Source organism: Luteibacter sp. 329MFSha, assembly GCF_900111665.1.
Taxonomy (GTDB): Bacteria; Pseudomonadota; Gammaproteobacteria; order Xanthomonadales; family Rhodanobacteraceae; genus Luteibacter.
The window spans coordinates 979,624-996,842 of record NZ_FOJE01000001.1 but is presented as its reverse complement, the minus strand read 5'-3'; the positions used below and the strand labels follow the sequence as shown (position 1 = coordinate 996,842).

General features: G+C 67.7%; 22 protein-coding genes. 9 read left to right on the top strand and 13 right to left on the bottom strand.

Translation table 11 applies throughout. The annotated features are described in order from the left end of the window. The first annotated feature begins 148 nt into the window (after positions 1–148). Positions 149–1,636 (top strand): amino acid permease, encoded by a 1,488-nt coding sequence (locus tag BMW54_RS04415; RefSeq protein WP_090053288.1) that lies wholly within the window; start codon positions 149–151, stop codon positions 1,634–1,636. Between the two features lie 94 nt (positions 1,637–1,730). Further along, on the top strand, positions 1,731–3,170 hold the full coding sequence (locus tag BMW54_RS04410) for an amino acid permease (RefSeq protein WP_090053286.1): 1,440 nt from the start codon (positions 1,731–1,733) through the stop codon (positions 3,168–3,170). A 312-nt stretch (positions 3,171–3,482) separates the two neighbouring features. On the opposite strand, the gene BMW54_RS04405 is transcribed toward BMW54_RS04410, so the two are convergent. After that, positions 3,483–3,809, bottom strand: a complete 327-nt coding sequence (locus tag BMW54_RS04405) for a high-potential iron-sulfur protein (protein ID WP_090053284.1) — start codon at positions 3,807–3,809, stop codon at positions 3,483–3,485. A 159-nt stretch (positions 3,810–3,968) separates the two neighbouring features. Here BMW54_RS04405 and BMW54_RS04400 point away from each other — a divergent pair, with 159 nt between their 5' ends. Genes BMW54_RS04400 through BMW54_RS04385 form a run of 4 tightly spaced genes read left to right on the top strand, consistent with a single transcriptional unit; the run spans position 3,969 to position 6,938 of the window. Further along, on the top strand, positions 3,969–4,613 hold the full coding sequence (locus BMW54_RS04400) for a methylthioribulose 1-phosphate dehydratase (RefSeq protein WP_090053283.1): 645 nt from the start codon (positions 3,969–3,971) through the stop codon (positions 4,611–4,613). Then, entirely contained in the window at positions 4,610–5,179 is a 570-nt protein-coding gene (locus tag BMW54_RS04395; protein WP_090053281.1) for a 1,2-dihydroxy-3-keto-5-methylthiopentene dioxygenase, read from the top strand. The genes BMW54_RS04400 and BMW54_RS04395 overlap by 4 nt, the downstream gene beginning before the upstream one ends. A 54-nt stretch (positions 5,180–5,233) precedes the next feature. Beyond that, positions 5,234–5,917 (top strand): acireductone synthase, encoded by a 684-nt coding sequence (gene mtnC / locus BMW54_RS04390; RefSeq protein ID WP_090053279.1) that lies wholly within the window; start codon positions 5,234–5,236, stop codon positions 5,915–5,917. After that, positions 5,901–6,938 (top strand): C13 family peptidase, encoded by a 1,038-nt coding sequence (locus BMW54_RS04385; protein WP_090053278.1) that lies wholly within the window; start codon positions 5,901–5,903, stop codon positions 6,936–6,938. Before mtnC ends, BMW54_RS04385 begins: the two co-directional genes overlap by 17 nt. A gap of 127 nt (positions 6,939–7,065) precedes the next feature. Here BMW54_RS04385 and BMW54_RS04380 read toward each other — a convergent pair whose 3' ends face one another. The 3 genes from BMW54_RS04380 to BMW54_RS04370 are packed head-to-tail and all read right to left on the bottom strand — an operon-like array spanning position 7,066 to position 10,040. Further along, on the bottom strand, positions 7,066–7,869 hold the full coding sequence (locus BMW54_RS04380; RefSeq protein WP_090053276.1) for an amidohydrolase: 804 nt from the start codon (positions 7,867–7,869) through the stop codon (positions 7,066–7,068). After that, a complete protein-coding gene (locus BMW54_RS04375) occupies positions 7,857–9,002 on the bottom strand; it encodes a pyridoxal phosphate-dependent aminotransferase (protein ID WP_090053274.1) in 1,146 nt (381 codons plus the stop codon). The genes BMW54_RS04380 and BMW54_RS04375 overlap by 13 nt, the downstream gene beginning before the upstream one ends. A 9-nt stretch (positions 9,003–9,011) precedes the next feature. Then, positions 9,012–10,040, bottom strand: a complete 1,029-nt coding sequence (locus BMW54_RS04370) for a LysR substrate-binding domain-containing protein (protein WP_090053273.1) — start codon at positions 10,038–10,040, stop codon at positions 9,012–9,014. Between the two features lie 129 nt (positions 10,041–10,169). On the opposite strand from BMW54_RS04370, the gene BMW54_RS04365 reads away from it, so the two are divergent. Continuing rightward, positions 10,170–10,751, top strand: a complete 582-nt coding sequence (locus BMW54_RS04365) for an FMN-dependent NADH-azoreductase (RefSeq protein ID WP_090053271.1) — start codon at positions 10,170–10,172, stop codon at positions 10,749–10,751. Positions 10,752–10,838: 87 nt separating this feature from the next. Here the strand turns inward: BMW54_RS04365 and BMW54_RS18735 are convergent, their stop codons facing one another. The 7 genes from BMW54_RS18735 to BMW54_RS04340 all read right to left on the bottom strand — a co-directional run bounded on the left by BMW54_RS18735 (position 10,839) and on the right by BMW54_RS04340 (position 15,613). After that, positions 10,839–10,988 (bottom strand): hypothetical protein, encoded by a 150-nt coding sequence (locus BMW54_RS18735; RefSeq protein ID WP_175472759.1) that lies wholly within the window; start codon positions 10,986–10,988, stop codon positions 10,839–10,841. Between the two features lie 14 nt (positions 10,989–11,002). After that, entirely contained in the window at positions 11,003–11,161 is a 159-nt protein-coding gene (locus BMW54_RS18730; RefSeq protein WP_175472758.1) for a hypothetical protein, read from the bottom strand. 46 nt (positions 11,162–11,207) lie between these two features. Next, positions 11,208–12,086: a ribonuclease H-like domain-containing protein gene (locus tag BMW54_RS04360; protein ID WP_343124109.1), complete on the bottom strand. Its 879-nt coding sequence runs from the start codon at positions 12,084–12,086 to the stop codon at positions 11,208–11,210. Beyond that, complete coding sequence (locus tag BMW54_RS04355; RefSeq protein WP_090053267.1) at positions 12,083–14,500, bottom strand: DEAD/DEAH box helicase; 2,418 nt, start codon at positions 14,498–14,500, stop codon at positions 12,083–12,085. The genes BMW54_RS04360 and BMW54_RS04355 overlap by 4 nt, the downstream gene beginning before the upstream one ends. 68 nt (positions 14,501–14,568) lie before the next feature. Beyond that, the gene (locus tag BMW54_RS04350; protein ID WP_090053265.1) at positions 14,569–14,793 is read right to left on the bottom strand and encodes a hypothetical protein; all 225 of its coding nucleotides are present in this window, start codon (positions 14,791–14,793) and stop codon (positions 14,569–14,571) included. A 104-nt stretch (positions 14,794–14,897) separates the two neighbouring features. Beyond that, on the bottom strand, positions 14,898–15,137 hold the full coding sequence (locus tag BMW54_RS04345) for a hypothetical protein (protein WP_090053264.1): 240 nt from the start codon (positions 15,135–15,137) through the stop codon (positions 14,898–14,900). Between the two features lie 71 nt (positions 15,138–15,208). Continuing rightward, positions 15,209–15,613 carry a hypothetical protein gene (locus tag BMW54_RS04340; protein ID WP_090053262.1) on the bottom strand — a complete coding sequence of 135 codons (405 nt, stop codon included), beginning with the start codon at positions 15,611–15,613 and terminating at the stop codon, positions 15,209–15,211. A gap of 143 nt (positions 15,614–15,756) precedes the next feature. Between BMW54_RS04340 and BMW54_RS04335 the strand changes: the two genes are divergently transcribed. Together BMW54_RS04335 and BMW54_RS04330 are read left to right on the top strand one after the other, a co-directional pair. Continuing rightward, positions 15,757–16,161, top strand: a complete 405-nt coding sequence (locus tag BMW54_RS04335; protein ID WP_090053261.1) for a hypothetical protein — start codon at positions 15,757–15,759, stop codon at positions 16,159–16,161. 37 nt (positions 16,162–16,198) lie between these two features. Further along, positions 16,199–16,588, top strand: a complete 390-nt coding sequence (locus tag BMW54_RS04330; RefSeq protein ID WP_090053259.1) for a DNA-binding transcriptional response regulator — start codon at positions 16,199–16,201, stop codon at positions 16,586–16,588. Positions 16,589–16,593: 5 nt separating this feature from the next. On the opposite strand, the gene BMW54_RS04325 is transcribed toward BMW54_RS04330, so the two are convergent. Beyond that, entirely contained in the window at positions 16,594–16,809 is a 216-nt protein-coding gene (locus BMW54_RS04325) for a hypothetical protein (RefSeq protein WP_090053257.1), read from the bottom strand. Positions 16,810–16,903: 94 nt separating this feature from the next. Beyond that, positions 16,904–17,134 (bottom strand): hypothetical protein, encoded by a 231-nt coding sequence (locus BMW54_RS04320; RefSeq protein ID WP_090053256.1) that lies wholly within the window; start codon positions 17,132–17,134, stop codon positions 16,904–16,906. Between the last annotated feature and the right edge of the window lie 85 nt (positions 17,135–17,219).

The window sequence follows — 17,219 nt, the reverse complement described above, 5'->3', positions numbered from 1 at the left end:
CATTGGAACGCCTCGCATCGCAGCTTGTACGGCCTTGCCCCGCTGGGCTATGGTGCCGTGCCAGCGCTTCCGGGCAGCGGCGTGCGCACCGTGGCTCACGCGGCGGTCCCAACAATAAAAGGCTACATTCCGGCAGTAGGGGAGACACATGTTGAAACACCTGTTCGCGACGCATCCCATCGAGGCCGCGCCGCACGTCGATGCTGGTGAACACATCGACACCGGCGCGCACGGAGGCGAACTCAAGCGCGTCCTCACCGCGAAGCACCTGATCCTGCTCGGCGTTGGCGCCGTGATCGGTGCGGGCATCTTCGTCATCACCGGCCAGGCGGCCGCGCTGCACGCCGGCCCCGCGCTGGTCATCAGCTTCCTCATCGCGGGCTTCGCCTGCGCCCTCGCCGGCCTCTGCTACGCCGAGTTCGCGGCGATGCTTCCCGTCTCCGGCAGCGCCTACTCCTATTCCTATGCCACGCTCGGCGAGTACGTCGCCTGGTTCGTCGGCTGGAACCTCGTGCTCGAATACCTGTTCGCCGCGGCTACGGTCGCCGCCGGCTGGTCGGGTTACTTCAACGAGCTGCTCGGCCTCATCGGCCAGATGGCCGGCACGAACATCGCCCTACCCGCCACGCTTTCGTCGGCGCCGTTCCAGTTCGTCGAAGGTCACATCCAGGCCACCGGCACGCTGATCAACCTGCCGGCGGTCGTGATCATCGCCGCGCTGTCCGGCCTGTGCTACGTCGGCATCACGCAGTCGGCGTTCGTCAACTCGATCATCGTGGCGATCAAGGTCACCGTGATCCTGCTCTTTCTCGCCTTCGCGATCCAGGTGATCAACCCGGCCAACTGGCATCCGTTCATTCCGGAAGCCGAGGGCCCGGGCACGTTCGGCTGGGGCGGCATCTTCCGCGCCGCGACCATCGTGTTCTTCTCCTACGTCGGCTTCGACGCCGTGTCGACCGCCGCGGGCGAAGCGAAGAATCCGCAGCGCGACATGCCCATCGGCATCCTCGGCTCGCTGGCCATCTGCACCGTGCTGTACATCGCCGTCGCGCTGGTCCTCACGGGCATCGCGCCGTTCCGCATGCTGAACACGCCCGAGCCGGTCGCCACCGCGCTGGGCCTGTACCCGCACCTGTCCTGGCTGAAGGCGATCGTCGTCCTCGGCGCGATCACGGGCCTCTCGTCGGTGATCCTCGTGATGCTCATGGGCCTGCCGCGCATCTTCTTCTCGATGGCGAAGGACGGCCTGCTGCCGCAGACGATGGCGAAGATCCATCCGAAGCACCGCACGCCCTACATCGGCACGATCATCGTCGGCGTCGCCGCGGCCGCCATGGCCGGCCTGTTCCCCGTGAGCGTGCTCGGCGAACTCGTCTCGATGGGCACCCTGCTCGCGTTCGCCACGGTCTGCGTGGGCGTGCTGATCCTGCGCTACACGCGTCCGGACCTGCAGCGCAGCTTCCGCGTGCCGTTCGTGTGGCCGATCTGCATCGCCGGCGCCCTGGCCTGCGTCTACCTGTTCTGGCAGGCGTTCGAAGAGCACTGGCGCCTGATGGTGGGCTGGATCGTCATCGGCCAGGCCATCTACTTCGGCTACGGCTACGCGCACAGCAAACTGCGCAAGTCGCTCGGCTGATCGAACCCGCTCCACGCGAAGGGCCGGCGGCACACCGCCGGCCCTTCGCTTTGAAGCTATCCTTATCCACGACATTACGACGCCCAGGCAGTCCATGCTCCAGCAGTTACTCGCCAAGAAAGCACCCCAGGCCGAACCCGACGACGCGCACGGCCCGGCCCTGCGCCGCACCCTCGGCCCGTGGGGTCTGACGGCGCTGGGCATCGGCGCGGTCATCGGCGGCGGCATCTTCGTCATCACGGGCGTGGCGGCGGCGGAACACGCCGGTCCCGCCATCATCATCTCGTTCATCCTCGCGGCTATCTGCAGCCTGTTCACGGCGCTGTGCTACGCGGAGTTCGCGTCGATGATCCCGATCTCCGGCAGTGCGTACTCGTACGCATACGCCACGCTCGGCGAAGGCGCCGCGTGGTTCATCGGCTGGAACCTCATCCTCGAATACGGCGTGTCGGCATCGGCCGTCGCCGTCAGCTGGACAGGCTACTTCGTCAGCCTGCTCGACCACGTCGGCATCCACATACCGCCGGCGCTGACCAACGCGCCCGTCGACTTCGTCGACGGCCACCTCGTGGCCACCGGTGCGCTGTTCAACCTCCCGGCGGTCGGCATCACCCTGGCGCTGACCTGGGTCTGCTACGTCGGCATCAAGGAATCGACCGGCATCAACATGGCGATGGTGCTGCTGAAGACCGCGCTGATCGTCCTCGTCATCGTGGTCGGCGCGAGCCACATCGACACCGCGAACTGGCACCCGTTCATCCCCGCGAACCAGGGCGGCGACAAGTACGGCTGGTCGGGCATCCTGCGTGGGGCGTCGATGGTGTTCTTCGCCTATATCGGCTTCGAGGCGACCTCCACGGCCGCGCAGGAATCCAAGAACCCGCAGCGCGACATGCCCATCGGCACGCTCGCCTCGCTGGCCATCTGCACCGTGCTCTACATCGCCATGGCGGCGGTGCTGACGGGCCTCGTTCCGTTCGACCAGCTCGGCACGTCGGAGCCGGTCGTCACCGCCATCCGCCAGCATCCGGAACTCGGCTGGCTGCGCGGCATCGTCGAAGTCGGCGCGCTGATCGGCCTCTCCTCGGTCGTGCTGGTCATGATCATCGCGCAGCCGCGCATCTTCATGATCATGGCGCGCGACGGCCTCATGCCCAAGGTGTTCACCACGATCCACCCGAAGCACCGCACGCCGCACATCAATACCGTGATCACCGGCGTCGGCATCGCCGCGCTCGCCGCCGTGTTTCCGCTCAACGTGCTCGGCGACCTCACCTCGATGGGTACGCTCGTCGCGTTCTGCGCGGTGTGCGCCGGCGTGATGATCCTGCGCCGCACGGCACCGGATCTTCCGCGCACGTTCCGCGTGCCCGTCGCCCCCGTCACCTGCATCCTCGGCATCCTCAGCTGCATCGCGCTGCTGACGTCGATGGGCGTGCGTAACTGGGTCCTGATGGCCGTCTGGACGGTGCTCGGCATCCTGATCTACCTCGCCTACGGCTACCGTCACAGCCGTCTGCGGCAGGGCCGCTGAGGCCGCGCGCACCCGAGCGGCCGGAGGTTCGACCGGGCTGGAGGTTTCTCCGCTAACCCCCTGATTCACAATGACAATGTGTTAAATCTTCGTTGTCATTTAACTGCCATTGGCCGGGCGCCCGTGGAGGGGAGTATGATCCCCAGTCCGCGGGTAAATCACTTGGCAGTGGGCCCCGGATTGCCGCCCGGCGCGTCAGGCGGGTCAGCTCCTCGGCCTGGCGCGCTTGGGCTGCATTTTCTGCCCGGACATGAAAAAGGCCAGCCTCGCGGCTGGCCTTTTTCGTTTCCGGGGGGTGTCCCGACCCGGCTATCAGGCCTTGGGCGTGTGGGACACGCACCAGCCCGGCCCCGCCACGGCCTTGCCCGGGAACAGGTCGCACGGACCCCAGGCCGCCGTCGCGGCGCCCTTGAAGAAGTTACAATTGGCGCACTTGTCGCCCGGCTTGCGGCCGGGACCGCCCGTGGCGGCCTCGGTGTACTTGAGCGCCGACGCCGTCGGGTCGCTCGGGGAGAGGTGCGGCAGGTCCTGGGCACGGGCCAGGCCCACGGTCCCGAGGACCGCGGCGGCGGTCGCGCCGCCCGCGGCGACCTTGAGGAATCGGCGCCGGGCCTCGATGTTCGGATCGTGCTGCGACATGGGTACAACCTCCGTCGATGGTCGTGCCGGGCGGGGATCGGCCGGCGAAAGAAGTCATCCTACCGCCATCTGCGAAAAGCAAATGGTTCGCATTAGACAGTTCCGGGCCATCCGTGGCCGCATGGTATGATCGCCGCCTGTTTGGACGTCCAAATCCCCATGTCGAATACCTCTCTTCCCGTTTCCGCCGAACTGATGGCCGAGCGTGCCGACGCCATCGCGGAGGCCGCGCGCGAACTCGCGGCGTTCGGCTGGACGCCCGCGACCAGCAGCAACTTCTCGATGCGGATCGACGCGGACCATGCCGCGATCACGATCTCCGGGCGCGACAAGGGGCGGCTGGGACGCGACGACATCATGCTGATCGACATGGACGGCAAGGCGGTCGGTTCCAGCCACCGGCCGTCGGCCGAGACCGGGCTGCACACGCAGGTGTACCGCCGCTTCCCGGATGCCAACGTCGTGCTGCACACGCATTCGCGCACGCAGAGCGTCGCTTCGCGCCTCTTCGCCGCCGCGGGGCGCGTGCACCTCGAAGGCTGGGAGTTGCAAAAGGCCATCTCCGGCTACACAACGCACGAAAGCGTGCTCGACATCCCCGTATTTCCGAACACCCAGCACATGCCCGAGCTGGAAGCGCAGGTGGACGCCTGGATCGACTCCGGCAAGCCGCTTTACGCGTATCTGATCGACGGGCATGGAATCTACACCTGGGGCCGCGACATGGCCGAGACCCGGCGCCATCTCGAGGCCCTGGAGTTCCTGCTGGGCTGCGAACTCGACCTGAGGAGGCTTTCCCCATGAGCCGTCTGCGTATCTACGACGACACCCGGAGCGACACCCCGCTCGCCGTTCTCGACGACCACGCCGCCATCGCCGAGGCGCTGAACGCGGTCGGCGTGCGTTTCGAGCAGTGGGAGGCCAACCAGCCGATCGCGCCCGGCGCGAGCCAGGACGAGGTCATCGCCGCGTACCGCGCGGACATCGACCGCCTGATGGCGGAAAACGGCTACCAGTCCGTGGACGTGATCAGCCTCAAACCGGATCACCCGGACCGCGCGGCGTTCCGCCAGAAGTTCCTGAACGAGCACACGCACAGCGAGGACGAGGTCCGCTTCTTCGTCGCCGGCGCGGGCCAGTTCACGCTGCACATCGATGGCAAGGTCTACGAGGTGCTGTGCGAAAAGGGCGATCTCATCGGCGTTCCCGACGGCACGCCGCACTGGTTCGACATGAGCGAATCGCCCTATTTCGTCGCGATCCGCCTCTTCACGAACACCGAAGGCTGGGTCGCGAACTTCACGGGCACGGACATCGCCGAGCAGTTTCCGCGCATGAACCCGCACGCCTCGGCGGCGACCGTTTCGTAAGCGGTCCCCGTCGTTTATCCTGCGGATCTCCCCGATCCGCAGGTCTCCCCCCGCATGTCCGATATCCGCGCCATCCTCACCGACATCGAGGGCACCACCAGCTCGATCGATTTCGTCAAGGACGTTCTCTTTCCCTACGCCCGGAAGCACCTGCCGGCGTTCGTCGAAACCCATGCGGGCGAACCCGAGGTCCAGCACTGGCTGCATGAAGCCGCGAAGGAAGCCGGGATCGTCGAGGCGACCCGCACGGAAGTCATCGACCTGCTGATCCGCTGGATCGACGAAGATCGCAAGTCGACGGCGCTCAAGGCCCTGCAGGGCATGATCTGGCGTGAAGGTTACGAGGCCGGCGCGTACGTCTCGCACATGTACCCGGAAGTGGCGGCGCGGCTGAAGGCCTGGCACGCGCGCGGCCTGTCGCTGTACGTGTATTCGTCCGGCTCCGTGCCCGCGCAGAAGCTGCTGTTCGGTTTCAGCGAGAGCGGCGACCTCACCCCGCTGTTCTCCGGCTATTTCGACACGCAGACCGGCCACAAGCGCGAAACGCAGTCGTATGCCCGCATCGCCGAGGCGATCGGATTGCCGCCCGCGCAGATCCTCTTCCTCTCCGACATCCGCGAAGAACTCGACGCCGCCCGCGCGGCCGGCATGCGCACCACGCAGCTCATCCGCCCGCCGCAGCCGGTCATCGAAGACGGTCACCCCGCCGTGGCGGATTTCGATGCCATCGCACCTTGATCCCCGCCGGCGCACCGCGATCGCGACGCTGACGGCGTTCGCCGCGGGCGTCCTGCTCACGATCGGCGTCCTGCGGTTCGGCCCGGAACCGCTGACCGCGAGGCGTGAACCGCTGGCCGCGCCGGCGGCCGTCGCCACTGCCGCACCCGCCTCGGCGGCCACGGTCGCGCCGGCGGACGAAGGCGTCGCCGACGAGGCCGCCCTCGACACCTGGCCTACCGACGCCCCGACGCCCGAGCAGGTGTTCACCGCGCAGCCGGAGGCGATGCGCCGCGCCGTCGCGAAGCTCGCGCCGCGCACCCCGGGGAAGACGAACGTCTACGCCCTCGCCTTCGCGGCGGACGGCTCGGAGGATGTCTTCCGCAACGAGGCGGAATATCTCGACACCCTCATGGCGCGACGTTTCGGCGCACCGGGACATACGCTGGTGCTGGAGAACCATCCCGCCACGCTGAGCACCCGCCCGCTCGCGAGCTGGACGAACCTCGAGGCCGGTCTGGACGCGCTGGCGAAGATCATGGATCCGAAGGAAGACATCCTCCTGCTCTACGTCGCGACGCACGGAGGCGACGACCATTCGCTGCTGGTCGACATGGACCCGATCCCGCTCGACCAGCTGGACCCGGACGGCCTCGCCGACATCCTCGGCAAGCATGCGTTTCGCTGGAAGGTACTCGTGGTGAACGCCTGCTACTCGGGCGGCTTCGTGCCGAAGCTGAAGGGTACGGGCACCCTGGTGCTGACCTCAGCGCGCGCGGACCGCACGTCGTTCGGCTGCGGCGCGGATTCCGACATCACCTACTTCGGCCGCGCGTGGCTCGCCGACGGGCTCAACGCGACACCGGATTTCATCGACGCGTTCGGCCGCGCGCGGCGCGAGATCGCCGCGTGGGAAACGAAAGATGCGCTGGAACCCTCGGAGCCGCAGATCGACGTCGGCGCGGGCATCGAGGAAAAACTGGCCGCCTGGCGCAAACGCGCCGCGATCGGCCCGGCGGTACCGTTCACCGCGGCACGTTGACTCATCCGACAGTCACGTAGGAGCGCGCCCTGCGCGCGACATCTTTTCGCGTAGGGCAGCAGGACCTGTTGCTTGCCGCCCTAGATGTCGTACCCACAGGACATTGCGCGGCACGCGCTCTACGCCATCAGACCGACACATCCAAAGAGAACCGATCCGCATCCATCCACGCCGGAAAGCGCTCGCGGTGCGCCTTCAACGGTGCCGGATCGATCACGACGGTGACCACCTGCTCCTGCGGGCCCAGTTCCACCAGCGGCTCGCCGACCGGATCGATGATCGCGCTGTCGCCCGCGTAAGGGTGATCGTTGCCGTCGATGCCGACGCGGTTCACGCCGATCACGTACGACAGATTTTCGATGGCCCGCGCGCGCAACAGCGTGCGCCACGGCTGGCGGCGCGGCGCCGGCCAGTTCGCCACGAACAGGGCCAGGTCGTAGTCCATGCCGCCGGCGGCTTCCTCGCGACGGCCGTTGCGCAGCCAGACGGGGAAACGCAGGTCGTAACAGACCTGCGGCAGGATCCGCCAACCCTTCAGCTCGACGATGAGGCGATCGCGGCCGCCGCCGTAGCGCGTGTGCTCGCCCGCCATGCGGAACAGGTGACGCTTGTCGTAATACGCGAGCGAGCCGTCGGGCGACGCCCAGATCAGCCGGTTGTAGACCGTGTCGCCCTCGCGGATCACGAGGCTGCCGGTCAGCGTGGCGTCGACTTCCGTCGCCAGCGCGCGCATCCAGGCGACGCTGGGGCCGTCCATGGTCTCGGCGTTGCCCAGGGTGTCGTTGGTGAAGCCCGAGAGGAACGTCTCGGGGAGCACGATCAGGTCGCTGCGCGCCGCGCCGCGAACGAGGCGCCCGTAATAGTCGCGATTGGCGGGGGCGTCGTGCCAGCGCGTGGCGCCCTGCACGAGGGAGACGGTCAGAGTTTGCACAGGAGCTCCGCGGCGGCTTCCATGGTGGCGTCGTTCTTCGCGAAGCACAGGCGGACCAGCCGCGTATCCGGGGCGCTTTCGTAGAACGGGCTCAGCGGGATGGCGGCCACGCCGCCCTCGCGCACGAGCCACTCGCTGAAGTTGATGTCGTCGACGTCGCGGATGGCGCCGTAATCCACCAGCTGGAAGTAACCGCCCGGCACGCCGAGCAGCTTCAGCCGCGACGGCGCGAGCAGCGCCCGGAAACGGTCGCGCTTGGCCTGGTAGAACGCGGGCAGTTCGAGGTAGTGCTCGGGCGTCGATTCGAGGAATTCCGCGAACGCCCACTGCGCCGGGTTGAACGTGCAGAAGGTGAGGTACTGGTGCACCTTGCGGAACTCGGCCGTCAGGGCCTTGGGTGCGATGGCGTACCCGACCTTCCAGCCGGTGCAGTGGTAGGTCTTGCCGAACGACGAGACCACGATGCTGCGCGCTGCGAGTTCGGCGTGGCGAAGCACGCTCTGATGCTCCGCGCCGTCGAAGACGATGTGCTCGTAGACCTCGTCCGAGAGCACGACGATCGACGTGTCGCGCACGATCGCGGCGAGGGCATCGAGGTCGGCGCGCGAGAGCACGGCACCCGACGGGTTGTGCGGGGAGTTGACGAGGATCATGCGCGTCTTCGGCGTGATCGCGTCGCGCACGCGCTGCCAGTCGATGGCGAAGGACGGCAGCGTCAGCGGGATGTGCACCGCGCGCGCGCCCTGCAGTTCGATGGCGGGCTCGTAGCTGTCGTAGCACGGATCGAACACGATGACCTCGTCGCCCGCGCGCACGACCGCGGCGATGGCGGAGAAGAGGGCCTCCGTCGCGCCGGACGTCACCGTCACCTCGGTATCGGGGCTCACGCGGTGGCCGTAGAGGCGCTCGGTTTTCGCCGCGATCTGTTCGCGCAGCTTCGGAATGCCCACGCCGGGGGCGTACTGGTTCTTGCCCTCGGCCATGGCGCGCGTGATCGACTCGCGCAGCGCCTCCGGCGGTTCGAAATCGGGGAAGCCCTGCCCCAGGTTCACCGCCTTGTGCTCCACGGCCAGCTGGCTCATGACGCTGAAGATGGTGGTGCCGACCTTGGGAAGCTTGGTTTCGAGCTGCATGCGTTGCCCTTATTCGTTTGGACGGCCAAACGCCGTCGAGACGTCCGATCCTACCATGCGGGCAAGGCGGATCGCCCCGGCCTGCTCGGGATGCTCGGCCACCTTCTGGCAGTCCTTATGGAACTCGGCCTGCGCCTTGGGCAGGCGCTCGGCCAGGAAGTCCACGAAGCTGCGGACGGCCGGCAGGAGGCCGCGCCGGCTGGGATAGACGAAATGCAAGGTGCCCTGCGCCGTGGTGTATTCAGGCAGCACCCATTCGAGGTCGCCGCTCGACAGCAGCGGCCCGCAATAGTCCTCGGGAAGGAGCGCCACGCCGCAGCACTGCACGGCCGCCGCGATCAGGACGGAAAAATCGCCACTCACCAGTCGCGGCTTGACCTCGACCGCCGCCTTCTTGCCACTGGCGTCGACCAGTTCCCAGACCTGCGCCCCCTCGTGTTCGTACATCGACAGCGCCGGCAGCAGGGCCAGGTCGTTGAGGGTCTTCGGGCGCCCGTTCGAGTCGAGGAATTTCGGGCTCGCCACGAGGAGGCTGCGCGCGTAACCGATGCTGCGCAGTACCAGCGTGGCGTCGGTGTCGAGCTTTTCGCGGACGCGGATGGCGACGTCGTAACCCTCGCCGATGAGATCGACGCGGCGGTTCGTCGCCGTGACCCGGACCTGCACCTTGGGATGTTCCAGCATGAACGCCGGAAGCATCGGTCCGAGGACGTTCTGCGCCAGGGAGATCGGGCAACTGACGCGGACGACGCCCCGCGGCTCCGTCCGGAGCTCGTCGACGGCATCCTGGGCCGCCCGGGCCTCCTCGAGCACCGCGCGGCAGTGCTGGTAGAAGCGCTCGCCAATCTCGGTGACGACGAAACGCCGAGTCGTTCGCTGGAGCAGACGTACGCCGAGGCGATCTTCGAGCTGGGCGATACGCTTGCTCAGGCGCGACTTGGGGATCCCCAGCGCCCGCCCGGCCGCGGAAAATCCGCCGTGCTCGACCACCGAGGCGAAGAAGTACAGATCGTTGAGGTCCTGCAGCGCGCCGTCCATCGGAGGCTCCCGTCGTTTCGCTCGCGAAACAATCAGTCTACTCCAAGCGGACTAATCGCGGGATTGTCTGCGGCGTATCGTTGCGCTCATACCGCCGCCGCACGCGACGCACCTTACCGAGGAACCGCCATGAAACTCCTGCACATCGACGCCAGCGCGCTGGGTACCTATTCCGTGACGCGCGGCCTGACCGCGGCGATCGTGGCCGAGTTCGTCCAGAGCCATCCGGGTACCGAGGTCACCTATCGCGACCTGCACGCCGCTCCCCTCGCCCCCTGGTCCATGCCGGTCGGCGAGGACAATCCGGCCGACATCGAAGCGGCCCGTGTGATGGACGAGTTCCTGGCCGCCGACGTCGTCGTCATCGGTGCGCCGATGTACAACTTCAGCGTCAGCAGCACCCTGAAGGCCTGGATCGACCGCATCGCCGTCGCGGGCAAGACGTTCCGCTACTCGTCCGCGGGCCCCGAGGGCCTGGCAGGCGGCAAGCGCGTGATCATCGCCTCGTCGCGCGGCGGCGTGTACACCGAGGGTCCGGCTGCCGGCATGGACTTCCAGGAGCCCTACCTGCGCGCCCTGTTCGGTTTCCTCGGCGTGACGGACATCGAGTTCGTCCGTGCCGAAGGCCTCGCGATGGGCGACGAGCACAAGGCCACGGCGGTGAGCAAGGCCATCGCCGGCATCGCCGGCCTGATCCGCAAGGCGGCCTGATCAGATAATCCGTAGGAGCGCACCTGGGCGCGATCGGAGCTCTCCACGAGCCCCGATCGCGCCCAGGTGCGCTCCTACATGTCCTTGTTACGGCGAATTCTGCTTGCCGGGCTTGTCCTTCGGCATGTTCTGGGACTCCTGCGGGTGCCCTTCCCCGGGCACCTTCGGCTTGCCATGCGACGGCTTGGGATTGTCTTCCCGGTAGCCGGGCGTCTGCTGTTTACCGTCGTTCGTCATATCGGTCGCTCCTTTCATTGCCGCTGCTCGCACGCGGCATGACCGCATTCGCACGTACTGCCCATGATCTGGCTCTCGGCCGCCATGCGGCAGCTTTCGCTGCAGAAATCGCGCGAGACGGGAACGCGGCAGTTGCACCCGTCGTGATCGCAGGGCTTCAGGTCTTCGTTCATCGATAATCACCTCGCAGCCATGTCGTGAGCCTGCGCGGGCGGGCGTCTATTTTTCGTAACCGGCGGGCGAAGCGGCGTCGCTTTCCGCCCAGCCGTGGGCTTCCACCAGCAGGCCGCTCAGGCTGCGGACGTCCTGCAGGTTGTGTTCCGCTACGCGGACGAGATCGGTCGATGCGCCGCCGCGCAGATAGGTGAGCCAGGCACGTGGCGCTTCCGAGCCCGGCAGATCGTCCTCGCGGACGATACGGAGGAGCTTGCGTTCGGCCGTCTGCATCCTGCAGTTTTCCCACACCTGGCGAAACCGTCGGCGCATCGGGTGCAGCAGATCGACGTGGGTCAGACCTTGCAGTGGGTTCGGCATCCGCGCCAGACGGTAGCGCGTCGCCAGCAACGGCGCGTCGTACGATTTTCCGTTGTAGCTGACGAGTACCGTGTCCGCATCGATCCACCCGGTGAACGCGCGGAGCATGGCTGTCTCGGCCGCCATCGTCGTCATGTAGAGCTGACGGACGCGCAGACCGCCGTCGTGCCAGTCCGCGGCGCCGATCATGAACGCGCGTGTGCCGGTGCCGCCGGCCAGGCCCGTCGTCTCCGTGTCGAAGTGCAGCAGGTGTTCGCGCCGCGCCGTGGTCAGGCGCGCGAAGGTGAGATCGAATTGCGCCGGCGCGTCGGCGACCTGGAAACGTCGTTCGAGATAGCGCAGCCCCGGCGCGATCTCCTCGCCTGGCACGTCGCGCGTCGCGGCACGCAATGGCGAACGCGGTTGCGCGATGCGTTCGCGCACGCCGGCCATGCGGCGGAGCAAGGCGAGATCGGGCCGGTTCGGGACCGGAGCCGCAGGGGCCCGCGCCGTGGGCGCGGGCTCGGGAGCGCGGACGCCGGCCTGCCGACGCAGGGCCGCGAGGCGCGACGCCAGATCGCTCACGCGGACGCCCCCAGCAACGTCAGCACGCGCAGGGCCAGCGCGCGCGGCGTTTCCTCGCGCCCTTCGTCGGCCGCGAGCACGGGACCCACGCAACCCGGACAGCCGGCCTTGCACTCGCAGCCCCGGATCGTCGCCGCCGCGTGGTTCAGCAGCTCCGGCGCCCGCTGGAACAAGGGCTCGCTCAGCCCGACGCCGCCGGGGAAATTGTCGTAGAGGTACACCGTGGGCAGGAATCGCTCGAGGGCGTCCGGCAGCGCCAGCCCTCCATCGGGCGCGCGGATCTGCCCTCGCCCGCCGGCGTCCACCTGGGCCGACCAGCCGCCGTCGCCGGAACCCACCGCTTTCTGAAGGTCGCGCGGTTCGGCCATCACCGCGACGATGGCGGCGGTGTGCAGCGCGTAGGCCGCGCCGAGGAAGCCGTCGAGCGCATGCTGGCGGGAGCGGAATGCCGCGTCGAGCACGGTCTGCGGCAGTTGCCACCACACCGCCGTGGAATGCAGCTCCTGGTCCGGCAGGTTCACGGGACCGTAGCCGATGTTCTCGTGGGTGTAGTAACGGATTTTCTTGTAGCCGGAGACGCGCCGCACGACGTGCACCTCGCCATGGCGCGCGCTGCCCTCGCCCGCGTTGCGTCCGTCGAAGCACTCCAGCTCCTTGAGCTTGGTGTAGTCGATGGCGTCGGTGTAGTAATCGACGTGGGTGCGCGTGCAGTACGCCTTGCGCCCCTCCCAGTCGAGCCGCTCCACCTGGTAGGGCACGGACTGGATCATGTGGATCGCGCCTTCGTACAAGGTGAGCGCGGCGGCCGAATAATCGACCTCGGCGATGATCGTCTGCCGGCCTTCGGTGCGATCGACCACCACGAAGTTGCCGTCGGCGACCGAACGCAGGCTCACCGCGTTCGCGGGATAGCTGTCGGCGATCCATTCCCAGCGCTCGCCCTCCTGGTGCAGCACTTCCGCTTCCGCGAGCACCTGCAGATAGGGTTCGGCGTCGTCGGGGCCGAAACGGTCGCCGGCCAGGAACGGCAGCTCGAACGCCGCGCAGCGGATGTGGTCGAGCAGGATCAGGGGCTGATCCGGCTGGATGCGCGCATGTTCCGGGCTCGCCTCGGTGAGGAAGGCGGGGTGCCGCATGAGGTATTGGTCCAGTGGCGCGCTCGTCGCGACCAGCACGCCCAGCGACGGCTGCTGGCGGCGCCCCGCGCGGCCGAAGCGCTGCCACGTGGCGGCGATGGAACCCGGGTAGCCGTTCAGCACCACGGCGTCGAGGCTGCCGATGTCCACGCCGAGCTCCAGCGCGGAGGTCGACACGATGCCGTCGACGGTGCCCGCGCGCATCTGGCGCTCCACGTCGCGGCGCTCCGTCGGCAGGTAACCGCCGCGGTACGCCCGGATGCGCGCGGGCTTCCGCGTGTCGTGGTCGAAGACGTCCTTCAGGTACTTGGTGAGCACCTCCACCATCAGGCGCGACTGCGCGAAGACCAGCGTCTTCATCTTCGCCTTGATCGCCACGCGGGCGATCAGGTTGGTCTGCGATCGCGCCGAGGCGCGCAGGCCGAGGTCGGGATTGACCACCGGCGGGTTCCATAGCAGCACGTGCTTGTCGCCACTGGGGGCGCCGCTTCGGCTGACGGTGACGACGTCGTCCTCGATCAGCGCCTGCGCGTGCTCGGTGGCGTTGCCGATGGTGGCGGAGCACAGCACGAACTGCGGGGTGACGCCGTAGAAGGCGCAGATGCGCTTCAGCCGACGCAGCACGTTGGCCAGGTGCGATCCGAACACGCCGCGATAGGTGTGAATCTCGTCGATCACCACGTAACGCAGGTTCTCGAAGAACTGCGCCCACTTCGTGTGGTGCGGCAGGATCGCCTGGTGGAGCATGTCGGGGTTGCTGACCACCACGTCGCCGTGGAGGCGGATCGCCTGCCGCGCATCGCCCGGCGTGTCGCCGTCGAAGGTGAAGGCCTTCACCCCGAGGTCGCCGGCGCGGTTGATGTCCAGCAGCTCGGAGACCTGGTCCTGCGCCAGCGCCTTGGTGGGGAACAGGTAGAGCGCCTTGGCTCCGGCCTCGAGCACCGAGGAGAGCACCGGCATCGTGTAGCAGAGGGTCTTGCCTGACGCGGTCGGCGTGGCCACGAGCACGTGGCGGCCGGCACGGGCCGCTTCCCAGGCTTCCTGCTGATGACTGTAGAGCCGCTCGATGCCGCGCGCGGTCAGCGCCGAGGCGAGTGACGGGGGCAGGTCGTCGGGAAGAGGCGCGAAGCTCCCTTCCCGGCCGAACACCGTGAAGGCGGAACAGACGCGGTCACCGTATTTATCGGTCAGTCGATGGGCGAGCGTGCGGCCGTCGTGGTGGCTGGCGAGGACGGTATCGGACTCGTCGGCCCGAAGTGCTTTCAGATAGGCGGCCATGGCGGAAACCGGGCGACGGGAGGTCGCCCGTTATCGCCGGCTTGCGTCTCAGATGCTGCGACCGGAGGTCACTCCTTGTCCTGGTCCGTGGCATGCCAGAGGCCGGCCTCGTCCTCGATCTTGATCTCGACGGTGTGTCCGGGCTGGCTGCGCATAGCGGCGGTCAGGGTGTGAGCGTGCCGCAAGGCCTCGTCGCGCGTGGGGTATTGCCCGACCAGTTCGGCATTGCGACGCAGGGTCCATTGCCCACGGGACGACGCGTTGAAGGGTACGTAGAGAGTCGTGCGCTGCAACTGGGCTTACTCCGGCGGAAGGGCCCCCTTGGCCCTCGTCGGATGGCACGCTAGGTGCGGTGCCGTCGCCGTCGCGTCATGGCGGAGTCGCCGCCCGGGTCACGTCAACCGGAATAGGCGCTGCGGGCGTCCGCGAGCCATCCGGCATGGCGGATGCCCCGGCTCATCGCCGCGTCGACCGCCGCGCGCTCGACGTCGAACTCATCAAGGAGCGTGATCATCACGAAATCGTGGGGCCCGGCGTCCGCGGCGGGCTCCACGATGTACGCGGCCTTCCAGGTCCCGGTCGGCGTTTTTAGCGTCCGGACCTCGACGGAGTACTGCCCAACGGTACGACGATGCACATCGGACTCCCGTTCGCCGGTGCCGGCGACGACCCGATCATTGCTCTCCCGCCGAAGGATGACAAGCGTACTCAGCTCTTGGTTGCCGTTTGTGCAGCCAATCCTTCACCACTTGCCGGAATCGAGAAGTTCTTCGTCTCGCCCTGGCCGACGCTGGCGTCGACATCGACCCGGTCGGCGCTGCACGCGCCATGCGGCATCATGCCGAGCTTCCGCGTGCCCGCGGGGACGTGCAGCACGAGCTGCTGGCCGATCTCCATGTCCGCGACGACCTTGTCGTCGACGTAGATGGCGCTGGAGCATCCGGCGCCCCACAGGCCCTGGTCGCGGACGATGTTCAGCGTGGCGTCGCCGCCGGCCGGGTCCTGCAGGGCGAAGACGGTGCTGGAGGGCACGTCGTGGATGCCCACGTGGCGCTCGTTCTGGGTGGCGCAGCCTGCGAGCAGGACGACGGCGGCGATGGCGAGTTGGCGCATGGGGAACTCCTCGGGGGACGTGAAAGCATTGGTTCGGCGACGTGGACGCATCGTGAACCTTCGGGTGGCGCTCGCGCTTGATTATTCCTGCACACGACCGCGCCAACAATCGCCACCCACCCCACCGGAAGGATGCGAGCCCCATGGCGAGCCGCGACTGGATCGACATCGAATCGTTCGAGGCCATCGACGACACGGAGCAGTTCGACCGCCCCGACATTCCCCGCGTCGAGGCCGTGCTCTCCGGCGCGCCCGAACGCGAATGGCAACAGTACTTCCTCGTCAGGGCCCGCGCGCTGGAACAGGCGCATCCTGGGCTGAAGATGGAGATCCTCGCCGACCGGCTGGGCTTCCACACCCGTGCCGCCCACGTCGAAGAGACGTGCCGCCTGGTGCACGAGGCCGTGCAGGGGACGAACCAGGATTACGCCGCCCAGAAGGCGGCCGAGGAAAAGCGCATCGCCGACCGGAACCAGGAGGTCAAGGAACTCATGGCGCGGATGAAGGACATCAACGCCCACTGGCCCCCGACCGGCCAGGCATCCTGAGCTACACGCCGCCCTCACGAATGGCTAGACTGCGCCCATGCCCGACGCCTCCCCATCCCGCCCGACCGCGCTCGTCTTCGATCGCGCCCATTTCGTGGCGGAGACCATCGCGCTGGTTCTCGACCTGGAGGGGTATCGCACCGTCCCGACGGTGACCTACCGCGACGCGAAGCGGAGCTTTCACGAATTGCCGGATCTGTCCGTGCTCGTGGTCCACGCCGACACCCCCGGCGAGCGCCGGGGCGGCGCCTTGCTCCAGGCCGCCATCCGCGATCGCCCGGGTACCGCGATCGTCGTGGTATCCAGTCGCCTTCCGCAGGACCTGGCGCCCTTCCCGCGCAGCGCCGTGTTCCTGGAAAAGCCGTTCGACCGTGCGCGGCTGCTCGAGGCCATCGATCAGGCGCGTGCCGCGCGCAGCCCGGGGTGAGCGCCCTACTCGTCCATACCGATGAGTTTCTCGATGTCGTCGATCGCGAACTGACGCGCGACCCGCTCGCGTTCCCGGCGTCCCATCGCGTTGCAGGCGGGCCCCAGGTCCTTCGCCCTTCGCAGCCGTCCGTCGCGGCTGATCTGGTAACCCTCTGGGCCATACTCGACCAGGTAGGTCGCCTGCAGGCCCTGCTTACGCTGGTACCGCAACGATTCCATGCGTCCCTCCGCTAGCGCCCGGCACGCGCCGGATTGTCGCGATGTATGCCCGGAACCGCGTCGCAAGTAAGCGACACGGTTCACAGTTCGGGATTCACCGCCGATCGAGGCGCTCGAGCGCCTCGCGCGCCATGCGCCGGCCCTCGGACAGCGCCATCTTTTCGGAGTCGTAGCTCACGCCACCGCTGTCGCTGGTGTCGATGATCGTGGTCATGTCGCGAGCGAACACGCGGTAGTCCCAGGTGAAACGGGGTGCCTCCCCGTCGCGGCTGTCGCGCATGCACTCCACGTCGATCCGGTCTTCTTCGTCAGGGTCATGTCCCATGGCACGCTCCGGCTGGCATCGGGGATACCGATGCAACCAAGGCGGCCATAAACGGACCGCGAAAAGCGCGTTGGAAAATCGGGAT